The sequence below is a fragment of the Nitrospirota bacterium genome (assembly GCA_020851375.1).
Lineage (GTDB): Bacteria > Nitrospirota > 9FT-COMBO-42-15 > HDB-SIOI813 > HDB-SIOI813 > RBG-16-43-11.
This window is the reverse complement of record JADZCV010000025.1, coordinates 1-22,005: the sequence shown is the minus strand read 5'-3', so window position 1 is coordinate 22,005 and position 22,005 is coordinate 1. Positions and strand designations below refer to the sequence as shown.

19 protein-coding genes are annotated in these 22,005 nt (G+C 48.0%); 12 read left to right on the top strand and 7 right to left on the bottom strand.

Annotation, left to right across the window (positions count from 1 at the left end):
- Nucleotides 1-3: 3 nt before the first annotated feature.
- The 5 genes from IT393_05265 to IT393_05245 all read right to left on the bottom strand — a co-directional run bounded on the left by IT393_05265 (nt 4) and on the right by IT393_05245 (nt 4,905).
- Nucleotides 4-753 (bottom strand): phosphate ABC transporter ATP-binding protein, encoded by a 750-nt coding sequence (locus IT393_05265; GenBank protein ID MCC7202061.1) that lies wholly within the window; start codon nt 751-753, stop codon nt 4-6.
- Between the two features lie 6 nt (nt 754-759).
- The gene (gene pstA / locus IT393_05260) at nt 760-1,656 is read right to left on the bottom strand and encodes a phosphate ABC transporter permease PstA (GenBank protein ID MCC7202060.1); all 897 of its coding nucleotides are present in this window, start codon (nt 1,654-1,656) and stop codon (nt 760-762) included.
- Between the two features lie 62 nt (nt 1,657-1,718).
- The gene (gene pstC / locus IT393_05255) at nt 1,719-2,606 is read right to left on the bottom strand and encodes a phosphate ABC transporter permease subunit PstC (protein MCC7202059.1); all 888 of its coding nucleotides are present in this window, start codon (nt 2,604-2,606) and stop codon (nt 1,719-1,721) included.
- Between the two features lie 16 nt (nt 2,607-2,622).
- A complete protein-coding gene (locus tag IT393_05250; GenBank protein ID MCC7202058.1) occupies nt 2,623-3,621 on the bottom strand; it encodes a PstS family phosphate ABC transporter substrate-binding protein in 999 nt (332 codons plus the stop codon).
- Between the two features lie 63 nt (nt 3,622-3,684).
- Nucleotides 3,685-4,905, bottom strand: a complete 1,221-nt coding sequence (locus IT393_05245; GenBank protein MCC7202057.1) for a hypothetical protein — start codon at nt 4,903-4,905, stop codon at nt 3,685-3,687.
- A gap of 447 nt (nt 4,906-5,352) precedes the next feature.
- Between IT393_05245 and IT393_05240 the strand changes: the two genes are divergently transcribed.
- Nucleotides 5,353-5,502: an aldo/keto reductase gene (locus IT393_05240; GenBank protein MCC7202056.1), complete on the top strand. Its 150-nt coding sequence runs from the start codon at nt 5,353-5,355 to the stop codon at nt 5,500-5,502.
- A 116-nt stretch (nt 5,503-5,618) separates the two neighbouring features.
- Here the strand turns inward: IT393_05240 and IT393_05235 are convergent, their stop codons facing one another.
- Nucleotides 5,619-8,903, bottom strand: a complete 3,285-nt coding sequence (locus tag IT393_05235; GenBank protein ID MCC7202055.1) for a glycosyltransferase — start codon at nt 8,901-8,903, stop codon at nt 5,619-5,621.
- 245 nt (nt 8,904-9,148) lie between these two features.
- Nucleotides 9,149-10,027, bottom strand: a complete 879-nt coding sequence (locus IT393_05230; protein MCC7202054.1) for a class I SAM-dependent methyltransferase — start codon at nt 10,025-10,027, stop codon at nt 9,149-9,151.
- Nucleotides 10,028-10,657: 630 nt separating this feature from the next.
- Here IT393_05230 and IT393_05225 point away from each other — a divergent pair.
- From IT393_05225 to IT393_05175, 11 genes are all read left to right on the top strand, one after another.
- A complete protein-coding gene (locus IT393_05225) occupies nt 10,658-11,317 on the top strand; it encodes an SAM-dependent DNA methyltransferase (protein ID MCC7202053.1) in 660 nt (219 codons plus the stop codon).
- Complete coding sequence (locus IT393_05220; protein MCC7202052.1) at nt 11,301-12,809, top strand: Eco57I restriction-modification methylase domain-containing protein; 1,509 nt, start codon at nt 11,301-11,303, stop codon at nt 12,807-12,809. The genes IT393_05225 and IT393_05220 overlap by 17 nt, the downstream gene beginning before the upstream one ends.
- Nucleotides 12,802-13,419 carry a hypothetical protein gene (locus tag IT393_05215; GenBank protein ID MCC7202051.1) on the top strand — a complete coding sequence of 206 codons (618 nt, stop codon included), beginning with the start codon at nt 12,802-12,804 and terminating at the stop codon, nt 13,417-13,419. Before IT393_05220 ends, IT393_05215 begins: the two co-directional genes overlap by 8 nt.
- Nucleotides 13,388-14,248 carry a Bro-N domain-containing protein gene (locus tag IT393_05210; protein ID MCC7202050.1) on the top strand — a complete coding sequence of 287 codons (861 nt, stop codon included), beginning with the start codon at nt 13,388-13,390 and terminating at the stop codon, nt 14,246-14,248. The genes IT393_05215 and IT393_05210 overlap by 32 nt, the downstream gene beginning before the upstream one ends.
- Complete coding sequence (locus tag IT393_05205; protein ID MCC7202049.1) at nt 14,248-15,372, top strand: DUF1016 family protein; 1,125 nt, start codon at nt 14,248-14,250, stop codon at nt 15,370-15,372. Before IT393_05210 ends, IT393_05205 begins: the two co-directional genes overlap by 1 nt.
- A complete protein-coding gene (locus IT393_05200; protein MCC7202048.1) occupies nt 15,365-17,899 on the top strand; it encodes a GIY-YIG nuclease family protein in 2,535 nt (844 codons plus the stop codon). Before IT393_05205 ends, IT393_05200 begins: the two co-directional genes overlap by 8 nt.
- A 41-nt stretch (nt 17,900-17,940) precedes the next feature.
- Nucleotides 17,941-18,483, top strand: a complete 543-nt coding sequence (locus IT393_05195; protein MCC7202047.1) for a flavin reductase family protein — start codon at nt 17,941-17,943, stop codon at nt 18,481-18,483.
- 50 nt (nt 18,484-18,533) lie between these two features.
- The gene (locus IT393_05190) at nt 18,534-19,004 is read left to right on the top strand and encodes a GNAT family N-acetyltransferase (GenBank protein ID MCC7202046.1); all 471 of its coding nucleotides are present in this window, start codon (nt 18,534-18,536) and stop codon (nt 19,002-19,004) included.
- Nucleotides 19,005-19,243: 239 nt separating this feature from the next.
- Nucleotides 19,244-19,669: a hypothetical protein gene (locus tag IT393_05185; GenBank protein ID MCC7202045.1), complete on the top strand. Its 426-nt coding sequence runs from the start codon at nt 19,244-19,246 to the stop codon at nt 19,667-19,669.
- A 233-nt stretch (nt 19,670-19,902) separates the two neighbouring features.
- Nucleotides 19,903-21,327, top strand: a complete 1,425-nt coding sequence (gene istA / locus IT393_05180) for an IS21 family transposase (GenBank protein ID MCC7202044.1) — start codon at nt 19,903-19,905, stop codon at nt 21,325-21,327.
- Nucleotides 21,314-21,895 carry an ATP-binding protein gene (locus IT393_05175; GenBank protein ID MCC7202043.1) on the top strand — a complete coding sequence of 194 codons (582 nt, stop codon included), beginning with the start codon at nt 21,314-21,316 and terminating at the stop codon, nt 21,893-21,895. The genes istA and IT393_05175 overlap by 14 nt, the downstream gene beginning before the upstream one ends.
- Nucleotides 21,896-22,005 lie beyond the last annotated feature (110 nt).

The window sequence follows — 22,005 nt, the reverse complement described above, 5'->3', positions numbered from 1 at the left end:
CTCCTATCCGAATCTTCCGGTTATATAATCTTCCGTCATCTTGTTAGACGGCGCAGTAAATATCTGCCTTGTATCGTCAAACTCTATCAACTCACCCATCATAAAAAATCCAGTCATGTCTGATACACGCGCCGCCTGCTGCATATTGTGAGTCACAATAACAACGGTATAGTATTGCTTTAACGCCATTATCAGGTCTTCCACCTTCGCTGTTGCAATGGGATCAAGGGCAGAGCAGGGCTCATCAAACAGGATTACCTCCGGCTCCGTTGCGATTGCCCTTGCAATGCACAACCTCTGTTGCTGTCCCCCGGACAGGGCAAGCGCACTTGCACTGAGCCTGTCCTTTACCTCATCCCACAGTGCAGCCTTTTTAAGGCTCTCTTCCACGACCCCGTCAAGAACACTCTTCCTGTGTATACCCTGAATGCGCAAGCCGTATGAGACATTATCAAATATACTCTTTGGAAAAGGGTTGGGTTTTTGAAATACCATCCCTATTCGCCTTCTGAGTTCTGTGATATCGAGATTCTTTGAATATATGTTTGTTCCGTTATATAAGATATCTCCACTTACCCGGAACATCGGGACAAGGTCATTCATCCTGTTAAGGCACCTGATGAAGGTGCTCTTACCACATCCGGATGGACCAATAATGGCGGTGACGGACTTCTCGGGTATTTCAAAGTTTACATTTTTTAACGCATGTTTTTCCCCATACCATGCGCTTACTTCTCTCACTTTAAAGGCCATAATATTTCACCATCTTATCTTCTTCGAATGTTTATGCCTGATCCAGACTGCAATAGCATTCATAAGAAACGTTATTATCAATAAAACTATTATACCAGCAGCCGCATTAGCAAAAAAGCCCTTCTGCGGCCTCGATACCCAGTTGAATATCTGTATAGGGAGCACTGTAAAGGGATCAAACAGTCCCTGGAAACTTATATAAGGAAATTCCAAAGATATGGGGCTCGTTGGCAGAAATGCAACGTATGTGAGAGCCCCAATTGTAATAAGTGGCGCAGTTTCACCGACTGCCCTCGACATCGCAAGGATTATCCCTGTCATTATACCTGGAAGGGCAGCAGGCAGCACCTGATGCCTTATCGTCTGCCACTTCGTAGCCCCAAGGGCATATGATGCCTCTCTGATGGAAAACGGTATGGCCCTCAGCGCCTCACGCGTAGATAGTATCACTATAGGCAGAACAAGTATGGCAAGGGTTGCAGCCCCTGATATAACACTCCTCTCAAGAGACAAGGCCCTTACAAAAAGGCCGAGCCCCAATAAACCGTATATAATAGAGGGTACCCCGGCCAGATTGGCAATATTGATTTCTATAAGATTTGTCAGCCAGCTCTTTTTGCCGTATTCCTCCAGATGCACGGCCGCCATTATACCAAGCGGTATAGCAAGAAGCCCTGTTATCACCATAATCCAGACAGTGCCAACCCATGCAGAGAGTATCCCTGCAGCCTCCGGCCTCCTGGAAGGATAGCTTGTAAAAAACTGCCAGCCAAGCCTTCCGGCACCGTCAATTGCGATGTCGAGGATGAGCACTACAAGAATTGCCAGCCCTATCAGGGTAGCAATAAATCCTACGACATAAAAGGACTTGTCAAACCATTTACTCAATACTTTTCTATTCATCTTTTCCTAAATAGCATTAACCGGAACGTAAGAAATGGCTTTAGACATTTATTGAAATCGTCTCAATATTCTTCTCTGAATCTTTTTCTAAACCAATAGCTTACCATATTCAACCCGAATGTTACTACAAACAGGCTTATACCGACTGCAAAGATAGTCCTGTACTCAATCGTCCCGGTCGGTGTATCACCAAGGCTTACCTGCACTATATAAGCTGTAACTGTTTCAACCGGAACAAATGGATTCATCGTGAGTCTCGGCTGCTGACCTGCTGCTATCGCAACCACCATTGTCTCTCCTACTGCCCTTGATATTCCAAGAATGAAAGATGCGGCAATACCTGAAAATGCAGCAGGCACAACTACGCGTGTTGCAACCTGCAGTCTTGTGGAACCAAGGGCATATGCCCCTTCCCGAAGCCCCATCGGAACTGCATGCATAGCATCCTCGCTCAGGGATGAGATAATTGGAATTATCATGATCCCCATTACAATCCCGGGACTCAAGGCATTGAAGCCTGAGAGGTCCGGGAAGATTTTTTGAAGGACGGGTGTCACCAGAAGCAGGGCAAAATAGCCATAGACCACAGTCGGTACCGCAGCGAGGATTTCCAGAGCAGGCTTCACCATGGTCCTTACCCTGTCTGAGGCATACTCACTCAAATATATCGCGCTCGTAAGACCAATAGGAATGGCGACTGCAACTGCTATGATAGTAGTAAGCAATGTACCGGCAAAAAGCGGCAGGATGCCAAAGTGTTTATCAGCAAACAAGGGCGTCCACTGAGTGTCAGTAAGAAACTCTATAATGGAAACCTCTTTGAAAAACTCAAAGGTCTCAAAAAAGAGGACTGCAATAATCCCTGCAGTAACAAAAATTGAAAAGAGGGCGCTCAATAGCAGCGCCCCCTCGATAAGTCTTTCCTTTACTCTTCTGACTTGCTTAGACATTCAAAACGCTCTCAAACTATTCCTTTTGTAAAAGTTCTTCAATCTTCACCCCTACCTGAGAGCCATGTCCACCAAATATTGAACCTGTCCGGCGGTCAGCAAAGCGTTTTAACGCAAGTCCATACGCCTTGTCCGGGAGGGCAATGTATCCGACCTCTCTGGTAAGCTGTCCTGCATTCTTCATATAATATTCAACAAACCTCTTAACTTCAGGCCGTTCAGCAGAATTCTTATTAACGTATATAAACAGTGGTCTTGACAAAGGCTGATAGAAACCTTTTACTACATTATCATATGTCGGGAGTACAGATCCTTTGCCATTTGAAGGATTTTCATCATCTACAGGCACAAGTTTAAGGCTCTCTTTATTGTTCTCATAGTATGCCACACCGGCAAACCCCAGTGCAAGGACATCCGTTGCAATTCCCTGCACAAGGACATTGTCATCTTCACTGGAAGTATAGTCACCACGGCTTGCATGTTCCTTTCCAACAATGGCCTCTGTAAAATAGTCATACGTACCAGAATCCACTCCAGCCCCGAAAAGATGGACCTCCTTGTCCGGCCAGTTGGGACGTATCTGGTTCCATTTTTTTATCTTCCCCTGAGCAGCAGGTTCCCATAACTTCTTCAACTCATTAACAGTAGTATGAGAAACCCAGTTATTCTTTGGGTTTACCATTATGGCGAGGCCGTCATATGCAACCGGCAGTTCAATGTACTCAACACCTTTCTTCCTGCATAGATCAACCTCAGAAGGTTTGATGGGCCTTGAGGCATCCGCAATATCAGTCTCACCATTACACAACTTCTTAAATCCACCACCAGTGCCGGATATCCCCACAGTAACGCGCGTCTTTCCCTTTTCCGCCCCCTGAAACTCCTCAGCAACCGCCTCAGTAATCGGATAAACTGTGGATGAACCGTCTACTTTTACCGTTACTGCAGAATAGGCATTAGACGCTATTGATGAAACAAAGAGTACGGATACGACACCTGATAAAATCCTTTTCATTATTCCTCCATTTGTCATAAATGCACAATCATCTTACAAGATTGTAAGCAAAATGTTAAGTATTTAGAAGTACAACTGTGCCTGAAGCTGATATGTGTCCTTTGTATCTGCATTAGTAAGCCAGCCGCTGGCGCCGCTGTCATACTTTGTGCTGGCACGGTTCAAACCAATCTTCATGCTGTGACCTTTCAGATACCAGTTGACGCCGACAGTAGTAGTCTTCTCCTGCTTATCACTGCTGTTTGAGTCCTGGTCATATACCTCATATCTTGCAACAGGTTCTATGTCAATATCAGGAATCAGATAGCCTGCCTGAATGTACCACCCCTTCGGCTCTATGTTACCTTTGGCGGGATCTGTAGATTCCTGCTTCCAGGCGTTATACTCAAACTGTCCTGTAAACCCTTCCAGGTGTACGGAGATATCCAGTCCTGTAAGGGTCCTGTCCTCTTCATAATCAGTAGTCTTATACTCAATCCCTTTTTGGGTAGCATAGTTTGCCCCAATTGTGAGGTGTTTCCCCTTGCCAAGGTGTGCATCGCTCTGGCTTGCCTCTGCCCAGCCCGGAGGAGAGACTTCAAACCTTGCAACATACAGAGGACCCGATTTGTGAACAACAGTTAAACCTGATATTGTCGAATTCGGCTCCCAACCATCTGCGATAGCAACGTTATAGACAAAAAGGCCTTCAGATGCCTTACCGGAAAACAACAGATGTGACTGGTAGTAATCATCAAAAAGTCTTTTTGCAGCCTCTGTTGAAACAGGCCTCTCAACAACGAGCTGTTTTGAAGATGATGTTAAAGAAACCCTCGAGTAAGGCAGTTTTGCCTTACCGAACCTTACGTCAAACAAGTCATCAAACTTGTAATCAATATTGGCAAGCTGTATCTTCACCTCATTAGCCGGTGAACCACTCGAAGCAATTTTCCCATTTTTATCTGCCTCATATACAAGGTTATACTTCAGTTCCTTTGTCATGTTTCCACTAAGTTCAAGACGGATTCTTCTGAGATAATTGTCAATTTCAGATTCATAGGCAGTTCCTGCTTCGTTCTTTACAAGATCCCCAATATCCAGTCTTGGCTGCATGCGCACCCTGATGTTGATGTCTGTATCATCGCTTATCCTGACCTTTAACCCCTTTGTCTCATCACCCAGCCTGAAATCGGCAAACGACGTTGTCGCCAGTGCTATTATTACAGCCGGTGTCAGTATTAGTTTTGCAAATTTTACCATCTTTCTTTTTTCCTCCTTTAATTGATTGTTATTTATTTTCTGCATGTCTCGACTCATACTCCTTCTTGAAATACTCTACAGTTGGCTCTGCAGGGCCCTTTCCTCACCCCTTTTCATCTTGTAAGGAATTCTAAATTGTAACTGTTACCGGATTACTACGGAATTGTTAAGATTCTGTTACGATATGGGCTTTCGTCTAATCCTATAATCTTATCGCGATAAAACATAATCTCTTCCTCCTTTTTCAATGTGAATCTTATCCTCACGGGACAACTTGTCAATCGCAAGAAGAATAACTCTCCGGAGTGTCTGCCAGTAATAATATGATTTTCAGAGTACGAGCTGCACAGCCCCCTGATCTCTCTTGAGTAGTCATCAAAGTCCTGCGCTATACAGAGTAGGTAACCATAAGCTACGTCTGCATAAAAGAGTTCTGCTTTGACACCCCAAAAAAATCCTCTATAACGAGACAGGTGCGGACCTGCCTACAGGCTGGGGTTCTCGCTCAAGATCAATGGCAAACCGCAGTATGTACGTAAAGCGCTGGCCGCAAGTCTCCTACGTCTCGACATTGACGTCATTGATCTGTGGTACGCACACTATGCGGATCCTTCAACACCAATTGAGCGGATATTCTGTTGAATGATGAGATACTGAGGTGGATCAGTGAGCTCGCACGGCCCGGCCTGGCTGAGGGCGCAACCCTGGTTTAACAGCCTGGATCGTTTGAAAAGGCGTTCGCCCCGTCCAGAGGATTATTATGTAACAGCCTCCTGAAGAATCTTTAGATTTTCTATGCTGCTCTGATATCCAGGGTCTATCGCAATGGCCTTTTCAAAACATTTCAATGAGTTGTCTCGCATCCCAAAAGAATACAGGGCAACTGCCAGATTATTCCAGCAATCAGGATTCTCCGGCACAATCTCGGTGAGCCTCATAAACACTTCTATGGCATCCCTTGTCCTGCCTTCTGTATAAAGCTTCTCACCTACTTTAAGTAAATGTTTAGCGCCATTCACAGCATTTTTCCTGCCCTGTTCAAGCCTGTATGATTCCAGAATTCTTATGTTCTGACCATGAAGGAGCAATACTATATTTCTCAGTTTTGGGTCAATATTGCTCAAATATGGCCTCATATGACGCATCCTATTCTTATAACCGTTTGTGGTTCTTATCATGCTATCAGACGAAAGGCGATACCAGAAGAGGGCCTCTGGAATAACTTCAAGACGGTATCCCGTCAGAACAGCCTTTGCAAAAAACTCCCAGTCCTCATGAGTAACCCCATAATCCCCGGTAAATCCACCCAAAGCAAAGAAGGCATCCCTGCGGATCAGTGCGTTGGCGTCACCAAATACATTTTTTAAGACCCCGCTGGCGGCATCTCCTCCGGTGTACAACCATCTTTCATAAGACGTTGATTGCATATCAGGCGGCCCATCGCCTGCAAAGATATCCATAAACGATGTGAGAATGTCAGCATTGGTCTTTTGGGCCACTTTAACAAATGTTGACAGTTCATGAGGTTTGGCATAATTATCATCGTCCATGAACAGGATATAATCACCGCGTGCATATCCTGCACCAGTATTGCGCGCCTTTCCAAGATATCTGTTATCCTGGTAGATGAGTTTCCAATTTCTTTTTCTGAACTCAGGTTCTAATGACTTTAAATAAGAAATACTCGTATCTGATGTACTACCATCATCTACCAAAATAACTTCAAAATAAGGATATATCTGGGACCTCAAAGAATCGAGTGCCTGTCTTAATAGCTTATCCCTGTTAAAATGCGTCAAACAGACGCTAATGAAGGGCTGGGCAGACAGCTGAATCTCCGGCGGATCATTTCGCAACTCTCTTTTTTGGTGAATGAGATTCTCGTGAAAAGAAATCCATATCCTTTCGTTCTCATAAAAATCTATTGCCGGACGTGCTACGTCAATCCCTTCAATTAAAACCTTGCGAAGTCTTTCCGCCATTGCATGGGCATTGTACGGAAAACATGCAGACTCCACATCTTCTTTAGCTATTAACTCAGGAATGCCTCCCGCATTACAGGCAATGAAGGGAATCCGGGCACCGAGACATTCATAAACTGTATTCGGTGAATTATCAACCGGAGATGCCATGACGGCAAGACGACCATCTTCCTGCAGATACTTAATAGCTTCCGGTTGGTCGTAATTACTTATAATCTGCCACTTCCATGGCCATTTCCTTGCACGGATCTTAATGTAATCTTCGCTTTTTTGTCCATCTACTATTGCATGACGACCAAGAAAAGTTATCTTAATTTCAGATATCTTGTCACTTGTCAGGCGGTCTATGGCATCACAAAACAGCACTACTCCCTTGCGGGTTTCGAGGCGACCAAAAAATACAAACTCATTAATTTCCTTTTTTCCTGTATGGTTATAGTCTATAGCCAGTCTGGCCGAACGGGGCAGGATATAGGGTTGAACATAACAGTTATCCGGCAGCTCCCATCCTTTCGATTTCATCCATTGGAACAAATACTGACTGGGGCTCCATGAAATATCTGCCAGCAAAACACTCTGTCTTTCAATAAAATCAATTTCTACGTCGTATAAATTTGTTATATCTTCTGAATTTGCCTCCCGTATCCAGAGAGTAGAGCTGTGATTACCTACACAAATTATTGAATCAGTAAATGCAAGCCCTTGTCGTTTTGCCAACGAAACATAATAGGACATACCGCCCATCTCATGGAAATGAATGACGTCAAATATCTCGTTATTCCTTAACCATGAATACACGTCGTACGCGGTCACCAAATACGAAGGAGATTTTTCTGAAGGGGCTGTACGGTCAGGCAGTGGAACAAACCTGATCCCTTTTTTCTTATAATGAGATATCCAATAATCCATTGTCTTGTTTTCACACACATTGCCGCGCGTAAACAGGAATGTCACATCATGACCCGCATCTGCCAGGGCGACACCAAGAGAAGTGTTCGCTGTTCCTATCCCGCCATTTCGGTACGGTCCTATGAATTCACTACTCACGATGCAGATACGGGCCTTTGTCTTATTATCTGATTTTGTGATAACAGGAAGGGGCGGATAGTCACCCCCCTTGACTGTTGATGACGAACATGTAGCGTTACTTATTTTTTGTTTTTTCAAATCCTGGTCGGGATTATGATCTGCTGCTTCTGATTTTTTTATAAACTCCGCTCCCCACCAGCTTAAGATATCCATCTGCTTCTGCACCGCACCGAGGACGTTCATTGTATCCTGAGGTAATTTCCCCTGATCTGCCGCAAGGGTTAAATGACTGTAAAGTTCTGATACACAAGGCAGAAGTGCCCCTTCGCTGCCGGTCTTTTCGTGATAAAGTTCAGCCTTTATAACAGATCCACAGATTTGAAACAATTCGTCTCTTCTAATAGCAGGAATGTATGGTGCAAGAACCTCATAAACAGCTTCGCTCTGTTGTTCACGTTTTGTGAACCACTTTTCATATTCGACTACCAGCCTTATTTTATCCCCCGCATAACTTAATGCATCTAAGTTGGTTTTCAGCCATAACAACTGCGAATGAAGATTTGAAAATCCATTTCTCTTCTTTAAAGATGCGGCAATTTCCAAAGGATTTCTAATGGCCAGGATATAAATGGGAAATAAATTTAACCTATTAAATATTTCAGTCCACATCGGCAATAACGTAGCCGTCCGAGGGTCTTTGAAACACCAGAGGTTTTCTGTTTTGCCCAGTTCTGTCGTTAATAGACCTGCGAGATGGTCCTTCAATGGAGAAATTTCAGGAAGATTGACCCAATTGTCTGGAAAAGCCAAAACCCCATTTAATGTATCCCATCTCCGATTTAACTTCTCAAGGATTGCGTCCTGGGTTTTATATATCCCGGTTAATTCAAAGTATCCGGCAGCATTCCATTGGTCAGCAGGAAGGAGATCATTACCTACATCGACATTAAGCACTTTTAACAAATTGGTCAGGAGGGAAGTTCCGCTCCTATGCATACCAAGAATTACTACAATCGGACGTTTGTCAATCATTATATCTCCTAATTTAGCTCTGCTGAAAATAGCAGACCCGGCTTTCACCTGAAAATCCATGTTATTTACCACAAAGGCACAAAGGACACAAAGAATTATATTTCAGATGCATCATCCCAAAATGCTTCTGTATACCTGTCATTACCACGGAACCTGGAATCCGGAGTCAAGCCACCGGTCTGGATTCCAGCTTGCGCGGGAATGACGATTTCATAAACCTTGGTTAGCCAGAGGCTCATGACCGTTCATAAGAAATTGATCATAAAATCATCGAGAACACTCCGTGAAGATTCCTCGATGTTAGATTCCCATGGTATATCAACAATTTTTTTAATGTCATCTGATCTCAATCTTTCATGATGAGGTATTTGAATCGCCCCAATATTGTTCCCTTCATTAACACCGCATACTTTTTCAAATGGCCAGTTTTCATATAGCAGCTTGGGGCCATGATCGTGCCAATCCACTGATGTCCCTGTGCGTTGCTCGTGGGCAACTGCGAGGGCAGGAAGATTGATATCATGCAAAATAACCCACGCCCCTGGCTTTAAGATCGGGAGTAGGCAGATCAAGTCTGTAGTCGGCCATGGATGGCGATGATTGGCATCTATGAGCGCAAGTGATATTGATTTCCCGGGAAACATTTTTGCAGCATCAACGGCTGTCTTTCCTTTATGGAATTCAACCCCGCCGGATAATTGAGGAACTAATTCGTATACTGCAGAACCAACTGGCCAACTCATATCAAAATAACAATGAGTGCTGATATCAAAGGTGTGGACAGCCCGCCTTCCGGGCCCGTTAACAAGCGGAACGCCATTGTCAGACAGTGACAAGAGCAGCACCGTTGTTGAACCGCCGGATGCAGTGCCAATTTCCACAACAGTGTCAGGAAGAACGCACCTTACCATGTCATAAATGAAAAGTGCATCTACGCTGCTGATGCTTCCAGTTGCCCATTGTGGTTTAACATATTTTTCTGCAACGCGTCGTAACGCCATGTCAGACGTTGGAATAGAAAATTTGTCTCTGACAATGCGATGCGTCTCGATATTGCGCTTTAATACATCATAACGATATTGTTCAGATGGATCGACCGTTGCCTCTGTATTTGTCTGTAGCAATTGCATTCCTCCTTAGCAGTTCAATCCCTCTAACCGGTTTAACTTGTCCATAATAAAGCACAACACTTATACATTATAGCAGTCAAAGTTTTTATCATTCAGTGATCCATATCCCGTCCGCGAATAGAATATAGCAAGTATCTTGCCAACAATTACTAACGGTTTGAAGAAGGAACTTATTGAGGAGCAGAGAAGTAAAAATTAAGGAAGTAAAAAGGTTAATGCAGTGACATTGAACATGCCGGCTTTCTTGCCGTAAGTAACGTCTTTACAAAAGCTTTTTTGCCATTTGAACCACTTTAGGCAGGACGGCAACTTTGGTAGGTTTCTCCTGTATGAAAGTTTGCATATCACTTTCATTGGATAGACTTTTTTTCTGTTTTTTCGTGTCGTTGATTGGTATGTTGGGAAAATCCGTCAAGATTTTGAATTCTGTCTGTAATATCCTGACGCATCCCCTCTATGGCAATAAACAGCGCCTTAGGACTTGGATACAACATATTTTATTGGCGGACATCCAACAATATGGAAGTAGATTTTATCCTAAAGCTACGTCTATATAATAAAGTTCTGCCTGACGGCCCAAAAAAATCCTCATTTACTTCTTATTGTGATAAAATAAAGCACCTGATGGAATCGCAAGTTATATCCAGGAAACGGGTTGCGGATCATGGCGAGGTGTTGACCGGCAGGCGTGAGGTCAACGCCATGCTCGATCTTGTGAAGCAGGAAACGGAACGCATCGAGTCCCGTTTTCTTGAACCGGCTTGCGGTAACGGAAACTTCCTGACTGTAATCCTGGAACGGAAGCTGGCCGTAGTGGAAAAGCGCTACGCCAAGTCGCAACTGGATTTTGAGCGTTATGCGATACTGGCGGTGTCCTCGGTCTATGGTATTGACATTCTGGAGGACAACGTCCGTCAGTGCAGGCATCGGCTTTACAGCGTGTTTGACTGCGATTTCTACTCACGGCTTTTCAGGAACCGGGCGAAGGACAAGTGCCGGGAGGCGGTCCGGTTCATTCTGGAGCGCAACATCATCTGGGGCGATGCCCTGACGCTAAAGACTGTGGGAGGAAAGCCAGGATACATCATCTTTTCGGAATGGTCGCCGCTCAACGGCAGCATGCTCAAGCGGCGCGACTTCACGTTCCACGGATTACTGGAGCACGAGGGCATGAAGGAGCTGCCGCTCTTCTCCGATCTTGGGGAAGACGTATTCATACCCACTCCTGAGAAGGAGTATCCGCCCGTCCATTTCATGGAGATAGCCCGTGTTCAGCAACAATAGCTACAACCCGGATGTGCTGACCTGCATTGCCAACCTGAGCAGCGACGAAGTATTCACGCCGCCGCAACTGGTGAACCGGATTCTCGACCTCTTTCCGGCGGACCTCTGGAGCGACCCGGACGCCACGTTCCTCGATCCGGGATGCAAGTCCGGCGTATTCCTGCGCGAGATCGCAAGACGCCTTGACAAAGGGCTGGAAAAGCAGATCCCCAACCGCCAGAAGCGGATAAACCACATCTTCCGGAACCAGCTCTACGGCCTCGCCATCACGGAACTGACCGCCCTGCTCTCACGCCGGTCAGTGTACTGCTCCAGGACCGCGAACGGGAAATACTCCGTCTGCGAGGCCTTCGATACCCCGCAGGGGAATATCTGCTTTGAGCGGACTGAGCATGCCTGGGAGAACGGCCGATGTACGTTCTGCGGGGCTAACGAGGAAAACTTTGGCCGGGGTTCGGAACTGGAGACCCACGCCTATCAAATTATTCACACCAAAAATCCGGAGGAGATATTCAAAATGAAATTCGATGTCATCATAGGCAATCCACCGTATCAGTTGAGCGATGGCGGCTTCGGGCGAAGCGCCTCACCCATCTACCAGAAGTTTGTTCAACAGGCCAAGAAACTTAATCCTCGCTATCTGACCATGATTATCCCCTCGCGCTGGTTCGGAGGCGGCAAGGGGTTAGACGAGTTTCGCAGCGAGATGCTTAACGATGACCGCATCCGCAAGATCGTGGATTTTGAGGACTCCTCGGAAGTCTTTCCTGGTGTAAGTGTCGCGGGCGGCATCTGCTACTTCCTGTGGGAAAGAGATTCCAGAGGCCTGTGTGAAGTAGTAAATATGCACAATGGCGTCGAAGCTGTCTCTACAAGGCACCTCAATGAGTTTAGTATTTTCATCAGACACGGTCAGGCGGTTCCTATCATCAGAAAAGTGCTGGCGAGAGATGAGAAACGAATGAACTCTCAAGTTTCAGCCTATAAGCCCTTCGGACTGCGTACCTATGTCAAGCCACAGAAGACCGGTGACATCGTATTGCACTGGCAGAAAGGCGAAGGCCCGTACAAAAGAAAGGACATCACCGCCGGGGTTGAGATGATTGACAAGTGGAAGGTCATTTCGTCTCGCTCTGGCCACGAGCATGCCGGCAATCCCGGCACAGACGGTGCACGTAGGGTGCTCGCAAAGACCGTTGTCTTGCTCCCTGGTACTGTCTGCACGGAAACCTACTTGGTGATCGGAAGTTACTCTACAGAAGCACAGGCTCGAAACTTGCTCGCCTATATGAAAACACGCTTCTTTCGTTTCCTGATGTCCTTATTCATGTATTCCCATGGGATTACGAAGGACACATACGCTTTCATTCCCATCTTAGACATGACCAAACGTTGGACTGACGACATGCTCTACAAACGTTACGGTCTGACAAAGGGCGAGATCACCTTCATCGAATCGAAAATCCGCCCCATGGAGGCAAGCAATGAGTAAAGTCAAGAGGCCGTCGCCGGCAGTGAAACCGGACGCGCTCTTCGACCGGGTGGTTTCGATTCTCGATCAGGCACGGGGGAACGTCGTCCGCGCGGTCAACACGAACATGGTGCTGGCGTACTGGCTGATTGGGCGAGAGATCGTGGAGGAAATCCAGCGCGGCAAGGGGCGGGCGGAATACGGCGAGAAGGTGGTGGAGACTCTGTCAAAGCAATTAACGGAACGGTATGGCAAAGGTTTTTCCGCGCCAGTCCTGTGGAATTTCCGTCAGTTTTACATGACCTATGACGATCGGATAACAATTCTCTCCCCATTGGGAAGAGAATTGCCCTGCTCCCCGAAACTCTCCCCAGCGGGAAGAGAATCGTTGCCAGCGGAGAAAGTCTCCCCGCCGGGCAGCCAATTCCCGCGAGCTTTCTCACCGCAGCTATCCTGGTCGCATTACCGTGCCCTGATGCGGGTGGAGAATGCAGAAGCGCGGGATTTCTACGAGCGGGAGGCCATTGCAGGCGGCTTGAAGAAACAGAAGCAGTATCTGTTCATATGCGCAATATTTGCAGTTAATGAAAGGGACGTTTATGAAAGACGAGAAAACTTTGGCGGTTTTTGAGAATTTTAAAATACGCCGGTTTTATGACGAGAAAGCCGAGACATGGTATTTCTCTGTCGTGGATATTATCGCGGCGCTGCTTCAGCAGCCGGATTATCAGACTGCCCGGAAATACTGGAATAAGCTGAAAGAGCGGTTGAAGGCAGAAGGCAGTCAAACGGTGACAAATTGTCACCAGTTGAAAATGGTTGCGGAAGACGGGAAGATGCGCCTTACCGACACAGCCGATACGGAAACCCTACTGCGCCTTATCCAGTCTGTCCCCAGCCCCAAGGCGGAGCCGATCAAGCTTTGGCTGGCCAGGGTCGGCTACGAGCGCATCCAGGACATGGGCGACCCGGCCCGCTCGATTGACCGCGCGCGCGAATACTGGCGGCAGCACGGACGCAGTGATAAGTGGATTCAACAGCGGATGATGGGCCAGGAGACCCGCAACAAGCTGACCGACTACTGGAAGACGCACGACATCAGGGGCGAGGATGAATACGCCATTCTGACCAACATCATCCATCAGGAATGGAGCGGCATCTCGGTCAAGGAGCACAAGCAAATAAAGCGATTGAAGAACCAAAACCTGCGCGACCACATGAGCGAGGCGGAATTGATCTTCACCGCGCTGGCCGAGCTGTCCTCGCGCCAGATTGCCGAAAGCGTCGAGGCAACCGGCATGACTGAAAATGCCGAAGCCGGCCGCAAGGGCGGCGGTATTGCAAAGAAGGCGCGCAAGGAATTGGAACGTAAGACCGGGCGAAAGGTGGTCACCGGCGAGAACTTCCTGCCTCCGCCCAAACCGGCGAAGAGATTGACGGGGGCCGATGGAGGCAAATGATGAGTAAAGGCAAGAAGCAGGCGCCGGCAGTGAAACCGGATGCGCTCTTCGACCGGGTGGTTTCGATCCTCGATCAGGCGCGGGGAAACGTCGTCCGCGCGGTCAACACGAACATGGTGCTGGCATACTGGCTGATAGGCAGGGAGATCGTGGAGGAAATCCAGCGCGGCAAGGGGCGGGCGGAATACGGTGAGAAGGTGGTGGAGACTCTGTCAAAGCAATTGACGGATCGGTATGGGAAAGGATTTTCTGTCACAAATCTGTGGTATTTCAGGCAGTTCTATCTTGCTTTCGCGGATCGTCATCGAATTCCCCACCCATTGGGTGGAGAATCTTCAGTTGCCCTGATTTCCTCCCCAACGGGGAGGGAATTTCCCGAGGGTTTTTCGCCACAACTTTCCTGGTCGCATTACCGCGCCCTGATGCGGGTAGAGAACTCAGAAGCTCGGGATTTCTATGAGCGGGAAGCTGTCGCGGGCGGTTGGGACAAGCGCACGCTGGAGCGGCAGATTCAATCATACTATTACGAGCGCATCTCAAAGAGCCGCAAGCCTGAGAAAATGCTGACGGAAGGACGGCGTCTGCCAATTCCGGCGACGGCCGCCGATGAACTGAAGAATCCGTACGTCCTGGAGTTTTTGGGGTTGCCGGACGTGGCAATGCTCCATGAATCAAATCTGGAACGGGCGATCATCACCCACTTGCAGCGGTTCCTCCTGGAATTGGGCAACGGCTTCGCCTTTGTCGCCCGACAAAAGCATATCCGCATTGAGGAACAGGACCGCTATATTGATCTGGTCTTTTATCACTGTCGCCTGAAATTCTATCTGCTGATCGACCTGAAGGTGGGCGAGCTGACGCATGCGGATGTCGGACAGATGGATGGCTATGTGCGCATGTACGACGGCCTTTTCGTTGCGCCGGATGACAATCCCACCATTGGCCTTATCCTCTGCACGGAGAAAAATGAAACCGTGGCGCGCTATTCGGTGCTGAAAGACCGCAGGCAGATCTTCGCATCCAAATATATGCTGTGCCTTCCGACGGAGGAGCAGCTCCGCCTGGAGGTCGAGAAAGAACGCATGCTGATCGAGGCGGCCCAGGAGGAACACGGCCATGAGTAATGACTTCTTCCCACCGCGCCCGGCATCCCGGCCCACCATTTACGCCTATGAGGATACCAATCCGCAATACGCAGGACTGCTCAAGGTGGGGTACACTACTTTGGACGTGCAGAGCCGGGTGGCGCAGCAGTACCCCATTCTGCGACCCGGTAAACCGCCCTATCAGATTGTCCTGGAAGAACCGGCCATGCGAAATGATGGTACAGTGTTCACCGACCGCGACGTTCACCGGATGCTCCGGATCAATGGAGTAAAGAATCCGGATGGAGAATGGTTCCGTTGCACGGTCGCACAGGTCAAGGCCGCGGTCATCGCCGTCAGGGACGGCCAACTGAATGAGGAGAACCGTTCACTCGATTTCAGGATGAGGCCGGAGCAGGAAGCGGCAGTCGTGAAGACAGCTGCGTACTTCAAGAGCTTCCGCAAGGAAAACCACAACAAGCCGCCGCACTTCCTCTGGAATGCCAAGATGCGGTTCGGTAAGACCTTCGCCGCCTATCAATTGGCATTGAAAATGGGCTGGCGAAAGGTGCTCGTCATGACCTTCAAGCCGGCTGTGCAGAGCGCATGGGAAGAGGACTTGAAGTGCCACGTGGATTTCAAGGGCTGGCAGTTCATCAGGCCTGGCGGCCTTTCGTATGAGCACGCCGACAAGAAAAAGCCCTTCGTCTGCTTTGGGTCGTTTCAGGACTACCTGGGCAGAAATCCGAGTACTGGCGGGATCAAGACCAGGAATGAATGGGTACATACCACTCACTGGGATTGCGTCATTCTGGACGAATACCACTACGGCGCATGGCGGGAGAACGCGAAGGAGCTGTTCGAGTCTGAGGACAGGAAGGAAGTCGAGTTTGCTGAGGGCGCGGGTATCGAAGACTTCGATGAGGACATCATGCCCATCACAACGGACGGGTATCTCTATCTGTCCGGCACGCCATTCCGGGCGATTGCATCAGGCGAGTTCATCGAGGAGCAGATATTCAACTGGACCTATTCAGATGAACAGCGGGCAAAGCATGAATGGCAAGGCCCGGACAATCCCTACGCCTCACTGCCCCGCATGGTGCTGCTGACCTACCAGTTACCGGACGCGATCCGGGAAATCGCCCTGCAGGGTGAGTTCAATGAATTTGATCTGAATGTCTTTTTCTCCGCCGAAGGGGTCGGGGAACAGGCAAAATTCAGGTATGCGGACGAAGTTCAGAAGTGGCTCGACCTGATCCGTGGCGCATTTATGCCGACCAGTGTGGACAACCTGAAACTTGGCGCACAGAAGCCTCCGATGCCTTTCTCGGACGTCCGATTGCTGAATGTCCTCTCGCACACATTCTGGTTTTTGCCGAGCATCGCTTCATGTCACGCCATGCGGAACCTGCTGTCTAAGAAGCAGAACCGTTTTTATCACGATTACGTGGTGATTGTGGCAGCGGGAAGCACCGCCGGGATCGGCGTGGCGGCCTTGCCGCCCGTGCAGGAGGCCATGGACAATCCTCTCAGAACGAAGACCATTACCCTTTCCTGTGGCAAACTGACCACGGGCGTGACAGTCAGACCATGGACAGGGATACTCATGCTCCGAAACTCGTCCAGCCCGGAGACATATTTTCAGGCCGCCTTTCGGGTTCAATCGCCATGGACAATCAGGAATCCCGATGGCGCTACCCCGAATGCAGAGCAGATCATCAAAGAGGAATGCTACGTCTTCGATTTCGCTCCTGACCGGGCCCTGCGGCAGATTGCCGACTACAGTTGCCGCCTGAACGTCAACGACTTAAACCCCGAAAAAAAGGTCGAGGAGTTCATCAGCTTCCTGCCTGTCCTGGCCTACGACGGCAGTTCGATGAAGCAGATTGATGCCGCCGGAATCCTCGACATGGCCATGAGTGGTACAACAGCGACGTTACTTGCCAGGCGCTGGGAAAGCGCGCTGCTGGTTAACGTGGACAACAGCACCCTGAAACGTCTTATGGGTAACGGAGCGGCGATGAAGGCGCTCATGAGCATCGAGGGTTTTCGCAACCTGAATCAGGACATCGAGACGATCATCAACAAGTCAGAGGCCGTGAAAAAGGCGCGCAGGGAAGCAAACGACGGGCAGTTGTCCGCAAAGGAGAAAAAGCAGCTGACTGAGGAAGAGAAGGAATACAAGAGCAGGCGCAGGGAAATTCAGGAGAAACTCATCAAGTTTGCCACGCGCATCCCCATCTTCATGTATCTGACAGATTACCGCGAGCGGTGCCTGAAGGATGTCATTACCCAGCTGGAACCGGGCTTGTTTAAGAAGGTCACCGGCCTGACAGTAAAAGACTTTGAACTCCTCGTGAGCCTTGGTGTCTTCAATAACGCCCTGATGAATGATGCGGTTTTCAAGTTCAAGCGCTATGAGGATTCCAGCCTGAGCTATACCGGAATCAACAAACACGGGGGCGAAGACATCGGCCTTTACGATACGGTCCTGTCGCGGAAAGATTACCAGGCCATCTTTGTCAATGAATCTGCGGAGCGTTACAAAACTACCAAGGGTTGAACTCCGGGTGATGGCATTTGAAAACAGGGAAAAGGGCAAATATGCGGGCACTGAAGCTAAGTAAGGCATTTACCCTGATAGAGTCCGGACCAGTCGTCTTGGTCACTACCAGCGATGGAAGAAATAACAACATCATGACCATCTCTTGGACCATGGTTGTGGACTTTACGCCGCTATTTGCCATAACCACGGGGCCGTGGAACTATTCCTATGAGGCGATTAGGAAATCCAGGGAATGCGTAATTGCAATTCCCACTGTTGACCTGATTGATCAGGTTGTTGGCGTGGGAACATGTTCCGGCGCCGACACAGATAAATTTGAAAAATTCCGACTAACTCCGGTGAAGGGAAAGCATGTCAGGGCGCCCTTGATTAAGGAATGCCTGGCAAATATCGAATGCAAAGTTACCGATATCATCAAAAAGCACAATATCATTGTCCTTGAAGGTGTCGCTGCTTACCTCGATAGTTCTCGAAAAGAGAAGCGAACCATTCACGCAATTGGCGACGGCACCTTCGTGGTGGATGGGCGTAAGTTGAATCGAAGGAAAGTGATGCAGTCTAAGCTTCCGGACGGTGTGTAACTCATTTTATGCAGAGTGTATAATTACTGTGGAGCTATAACAAAACAACCATGACTGTTCTTGTCGCTAAAACCGATGCGGAGATTGCCGCTTGTTATCCTGTCATGCGTGAGCTTCGTCATCATATTACTGAAGATCAATTTCTTTCCCGGGTCCGGAGCCAGGAAAGTGCTGGGTATCGCCTCGCCTTCCTTGAAGGTGAAAATGGCGTGGTGGCTGTTGCCGGGTTTCGGGTTGGTGAAAATCTGGCGTGGGGGCGTTTCCTGTATGTTGATGATCTGGTAACTCTTCCTGAGCATCGTTCAAAGGGCCATGGCGCCGAGTTGCTATCGTGGCTCAAAGAACAGGCCGCTAAGGAAGGGTGCGAACAAATACACCTCGATTCAGGTGTCCAAAGAAAAGAGGCGCACCGATTTTATGAGCGTGAAGGCATGACCATGGCCAGCCTTCACTTCGCCGAGAAAATCGCGCCCGACAAGACGCTCCGGCCAGCGTCGCCGCTGACACAGCGCCGCGGTTGAGCCATGTCGGTAGCCAAATGGAGGAACTTTGCAGATGGTGAAGTCATTAACAGGCCTGATATTATGGCTTGGCGTTTCGCTGGCAGCAGGGTGTGTAGGGAATAATTAAAATATCCCCAATAGTAATAATTCTTATTGTCCCATTTAATTTCTTAAATCCCCTCACTGACTTCAGGTATTTAACTTCTTAATTCCCATCATAGTATTTATCTGTCTTTAGCCTGACATAAAATATCAGGATGGAGACAAATACAAAAATAAACCAGAAGAGGTGTGTCTACTGTCGGCGGTTTTTTAAACCGGACCGTCGGGTAGGTGCCAGACAGAAGAGTTGTAATGAGAAGGCGTGTCAGAAGATGCGAAAGGGTGAGAGTCAGAAGATGTGGGTAGAGGCCAATCCGGGGTATTTCCGTGGCAGATACGCCTATGTGCGGGAGTGGCGGGGCAGGAACCCTGACTATCAAACCAAGTGGAGGGAGAGAAGACGTGAGATACAAGACGAGATACCCCATGAAAACCCTGTAAAAACGGTGCGTTTGGTGATACCGGAGATATTGCTTTCCGGTGAGATACAAGACGAGATAAAGCTCGTAAGGCATTGTGAATGCGGGGTTTTCGTTGCCGGTGAGGTGGTGCAAGATACAAGACGAGATTGTTTTCTATAAAGACACCGGATAGCATAGACCCATCATGAGATGTGCAAAGAGCTACTCCATTATTGGTCAAGGAGATACTACAGTAAGGCTGCCTTCACCGGCTCTGCCATGAGTCAATGAACCTGAGCCTGCCAGCTTATGATTAATCAAAGAAGTGTTTATTTTTCACTTCGCTCAATGCAAGCACTGCGAATATCGAATGTCTCGCTGGTGGGTACGGGATATTCCAGTGAGGAGGTGTTATGGAAGAGATACGGCAGAGGATACTCTATCTGCGGGATGTTAAAGGTCTTAGCTTCCATCAGATTGAAGAGCAGACGGGGATATCCAGAAAGCGTGCATCAAGGATATACAGGAAGTGTTCTCCTGGGGACAGAAAGAAGCGATTCTCCCTGTTGGATAAGTATCAGCCACTGATTTCCAACTGGTTTAACGATTACCCGTCTCTTAAGGCGCTGCAGGTCTACAAGTGGTTATGCGAGAGAGGGGTTGAAGTGAGCTATCCACTTGTAGTGAAGTACACAAGGGAGCTTAGAAGTAAAAAGGAGAAGGTCTACCATCCCCTTGATTTTCTTCCCGGTGAAGAGGGTCAGGTAGACTGGTGTATCATCTCTCATCCTGGGATGGGCAGACTCTTTTGCTTTGTGCTCATCTTAAGTTATTCCCGTTATCTCTTCGCCCATATATTCCCCCGCTCCTCCTTCGAGTTTTTCATAGAGGGACACATCATGGCATTTTCTTCCATGAATGGCACTGCCAGAAGTCTTCGTTACGATAACCTTAAAACGGTAGTTCTAAGACGCAGGCCGGAGATTCAATACAATCCACGATTCCTTGACTTCACACGCCACTATGGCGCTGAGATACGCCTCTGTAATCCTGCACGAGGAAATGAAAAAGGCCGAGTCGAGCGAGTTATACGCACAATGAGAGCCACCTTCTTTAACAATATTTCCATGTATCGGTCCCTATCTGCCATAAACCAGGGACTCCATGAATGGGTTGATGATAAAAACAAGACCCTGCACAGGGCAACAGGAAAAAGACCTATAGATATGTTCAGAGAGGAGAGGCTTAAACCACTTCCCGCCATACCCTGGAAGAATGTTAATGTCCATCCACCGGTAAAAACCACCAAGACAGCCATGATGATCTTTGATACAAACACCTACTCTGTCCCTGATTATCTTGTCGGCATGGCATTGTCGGTTTATTCCACCCCAACCACGGTCAAGATATATGACGGAAATAGTGAGGTAGCCTCTCATCCAAGGTCATTTGAGAGATATAAGCAGATCATAAACCCCCTTCACCGCAGTTATTCCAGGCTCTCCACAAAGGCCAGGATGCAGCGCATATATGAGGTAATATCCGGCCTGCACCCTGCCGTGGCTGAGTTCCTTACAAAAAATCAAGCCTGTGGTGAAGACCCACAGAACACAGCATACCAGATATTTAAGCTGCTGAAACAGTTTAGCAGGGGGATGATATTAAGCATTATATCCGAGTGCCTTACGAGGAGAAGCCCAAGAGTAAAGACACTCCTGTCCTATCTTCATATACAGCCGGAAGAAGCGAGTGAGGCGGTCTGTCCTCAGAATTCTGATCTTCTAAATATCACTTATAAGGCCAGGGCATTGGAGGAGTATGAAGATGAGCCAGAATAACCTTGAAACCCTTCTCAATGAGCTGGGGCTTAAGACCCCTGTAAATGCAATCCAGTCTGAGAGCCGTGGGATTATTGCCGATTTCCTCAAGACGGAACAGGAGTATTATAAACAACACAAAATCAAAAGACTCCTGAGGCTCTCCGGCATAAAACAGGTAAAGACCCTCGCACAGTTTGACTGGCAGTTTAACCCCAGGATCAGTAAAGAAGATATCCTTGCCTTCTCCAATTCCCACTGGGTCAGGGATGCCTCTAACCTCGTCCTTGTGGGGGATACAGGTCTTGGGAAAACGCATATAGCACAAGCTCTATGTTATGAGGCAATACTCCTGGGCTTCCCAACTGCCTTTATCACTGCTTATGACCTCATATCAAAAATCCAGAAGGCGCTGAATCCCGCTACCAGGATCGAATACTATGCAAAAATGCGGGTACTGTGTATTGATGAGATCGGCTACACATTTCATAAAAAGGAAGATACGGACGTCATCTTCCAGATCATATCCAAAAGGTCTGAGATACTTCCTACTATCGTTACCACCAATCTGCCCCTCAAAGTCAATTAAAATTCCATAGTCCCGGGCAATTTAAATTCCATAGCTGATTGCCAGGAAAATCTCTCTTATTGTCTCTTTATCATGAAACTATCTTTATTGCACTTTCTAAAGTTAAAGCG

What these genes read in the sequence shown, in the direction of transcription:
- IT393_05205 (MCC7202049.1), top strand. Translation starts at nt 14,248, where the DNA reads ATGAGTAAAGGCAAGAAGCAGGCGCCGGCAGTGAAACCGGATGCGCTC.
- IT393_05175 (MCC7202043.1), top strand. Translation starts at nt 21,314, where the DNA reads ATGAGCCAGAATAACCTTGAAACCCTTCTCAATGAGCTGGGGCTTAAG.
- pstC (MCC7202059.1), bottom strand. Translation starts at nt 2,606, where the DNA reads ATGTCTAAGCAAGTCAGAAGAGTAAAGGAAAGACTTATCGAGGGGGCG.
- IT393_05195 (MCC7202047.1), top strand. Translation starts at nt 17,941, where the DNA reads ATGCGGGCACTGAAGCTAAGTAAGGCATTTACCCTGATAGAGTCCGGA.
- IT393_05185 (MCC7202045.1), top strand. Translation starts at nt 19,244, where the DNA reads ATGGAGACAAATACAAAAATAAACCAGAAGAGGTGTGTCTACTGTCGG.
- IT393_05215 (MCC7202051.1), top strand. Translation starts at nt 12,802, where the DNA reads ATGAGTAAAGTCAAGAGGCCGTCGCCGGCAGTGAAACCGGACGCGCTC.
- pstA (MCC7202060.1), bottom strand. Translation starts at nt 1,656, where the DNA reads ATGAATAGAAAAGTATTGAGTAAATGGTTTGACAAGTCCTTTTATGTC.
- IT393_05245 (MCC7202057.1), bottom strand. Translation starts at nt 4,905, where the DNA reads ATGCAGAAAATAAATAACAATCAATTAAAGGAGGAAAAAAGAAAGATG.
- IT393_05210 (MCC7202050.1), top strand. Translation starts at nt 13,388, where the DNA reads ATGAAAGACGAGAAAACTTTGGCGGTTTTTGAGAATTTTAAAATACGC.
- IT393_05265 (MCC7202061.1), bottom strand. Translation starts at nt 753, where the DNA reads ATGGCCTTTAAAGTGAGAGAAGTAAGCGCATGGTATGGGGAAAAACAT.
- IT393_05225 (MCC7202053.1), top strand. Translation starts at nt 10,658, where the DNA reads ATGGAATCGCAAGTTATATCCAGGAAACGGGTTGCGGATCATGGCGAG.
- IT393_05235 (MCC7202055.1), bottom strand. Translation starts at nt 8,903, where the DNA reads ATGATTGACAAACGTCCGATTGTAGTAATTCTTGGTATGCATAGGAGC.
- IT393_05190 (MCC7202046.1), top strand. Translation starts at nt 18,534, where the DNA reads ATGACTGTTCTTGTCGCTAAAACCGATGCGGAGATTGCCGCTTGTTAT.
- IT393_05250 (MCC7202058.1), bottom strand. Translation starts at nt 3,621, where the DNA reads ATGAAAAGGATTTTATCAGGTGTCGTATCCGTACTCTTTGTTTCATCA.
- istA (MCC7202044.1), top strand. Translation starts at nt 19,903, where the DNA reads ATGGAAGAGATACGGCAGAGGATACTCTATCTGCGGGATGTTAAAGGT.
- IT393_05200 (MCC7202048.1), top strand. Translation starts at nt 15,365, where the DNA reads ATGAGTAATGACTTCTTCCCACCGCGCCCGGCATCCCGGCCCACCATT.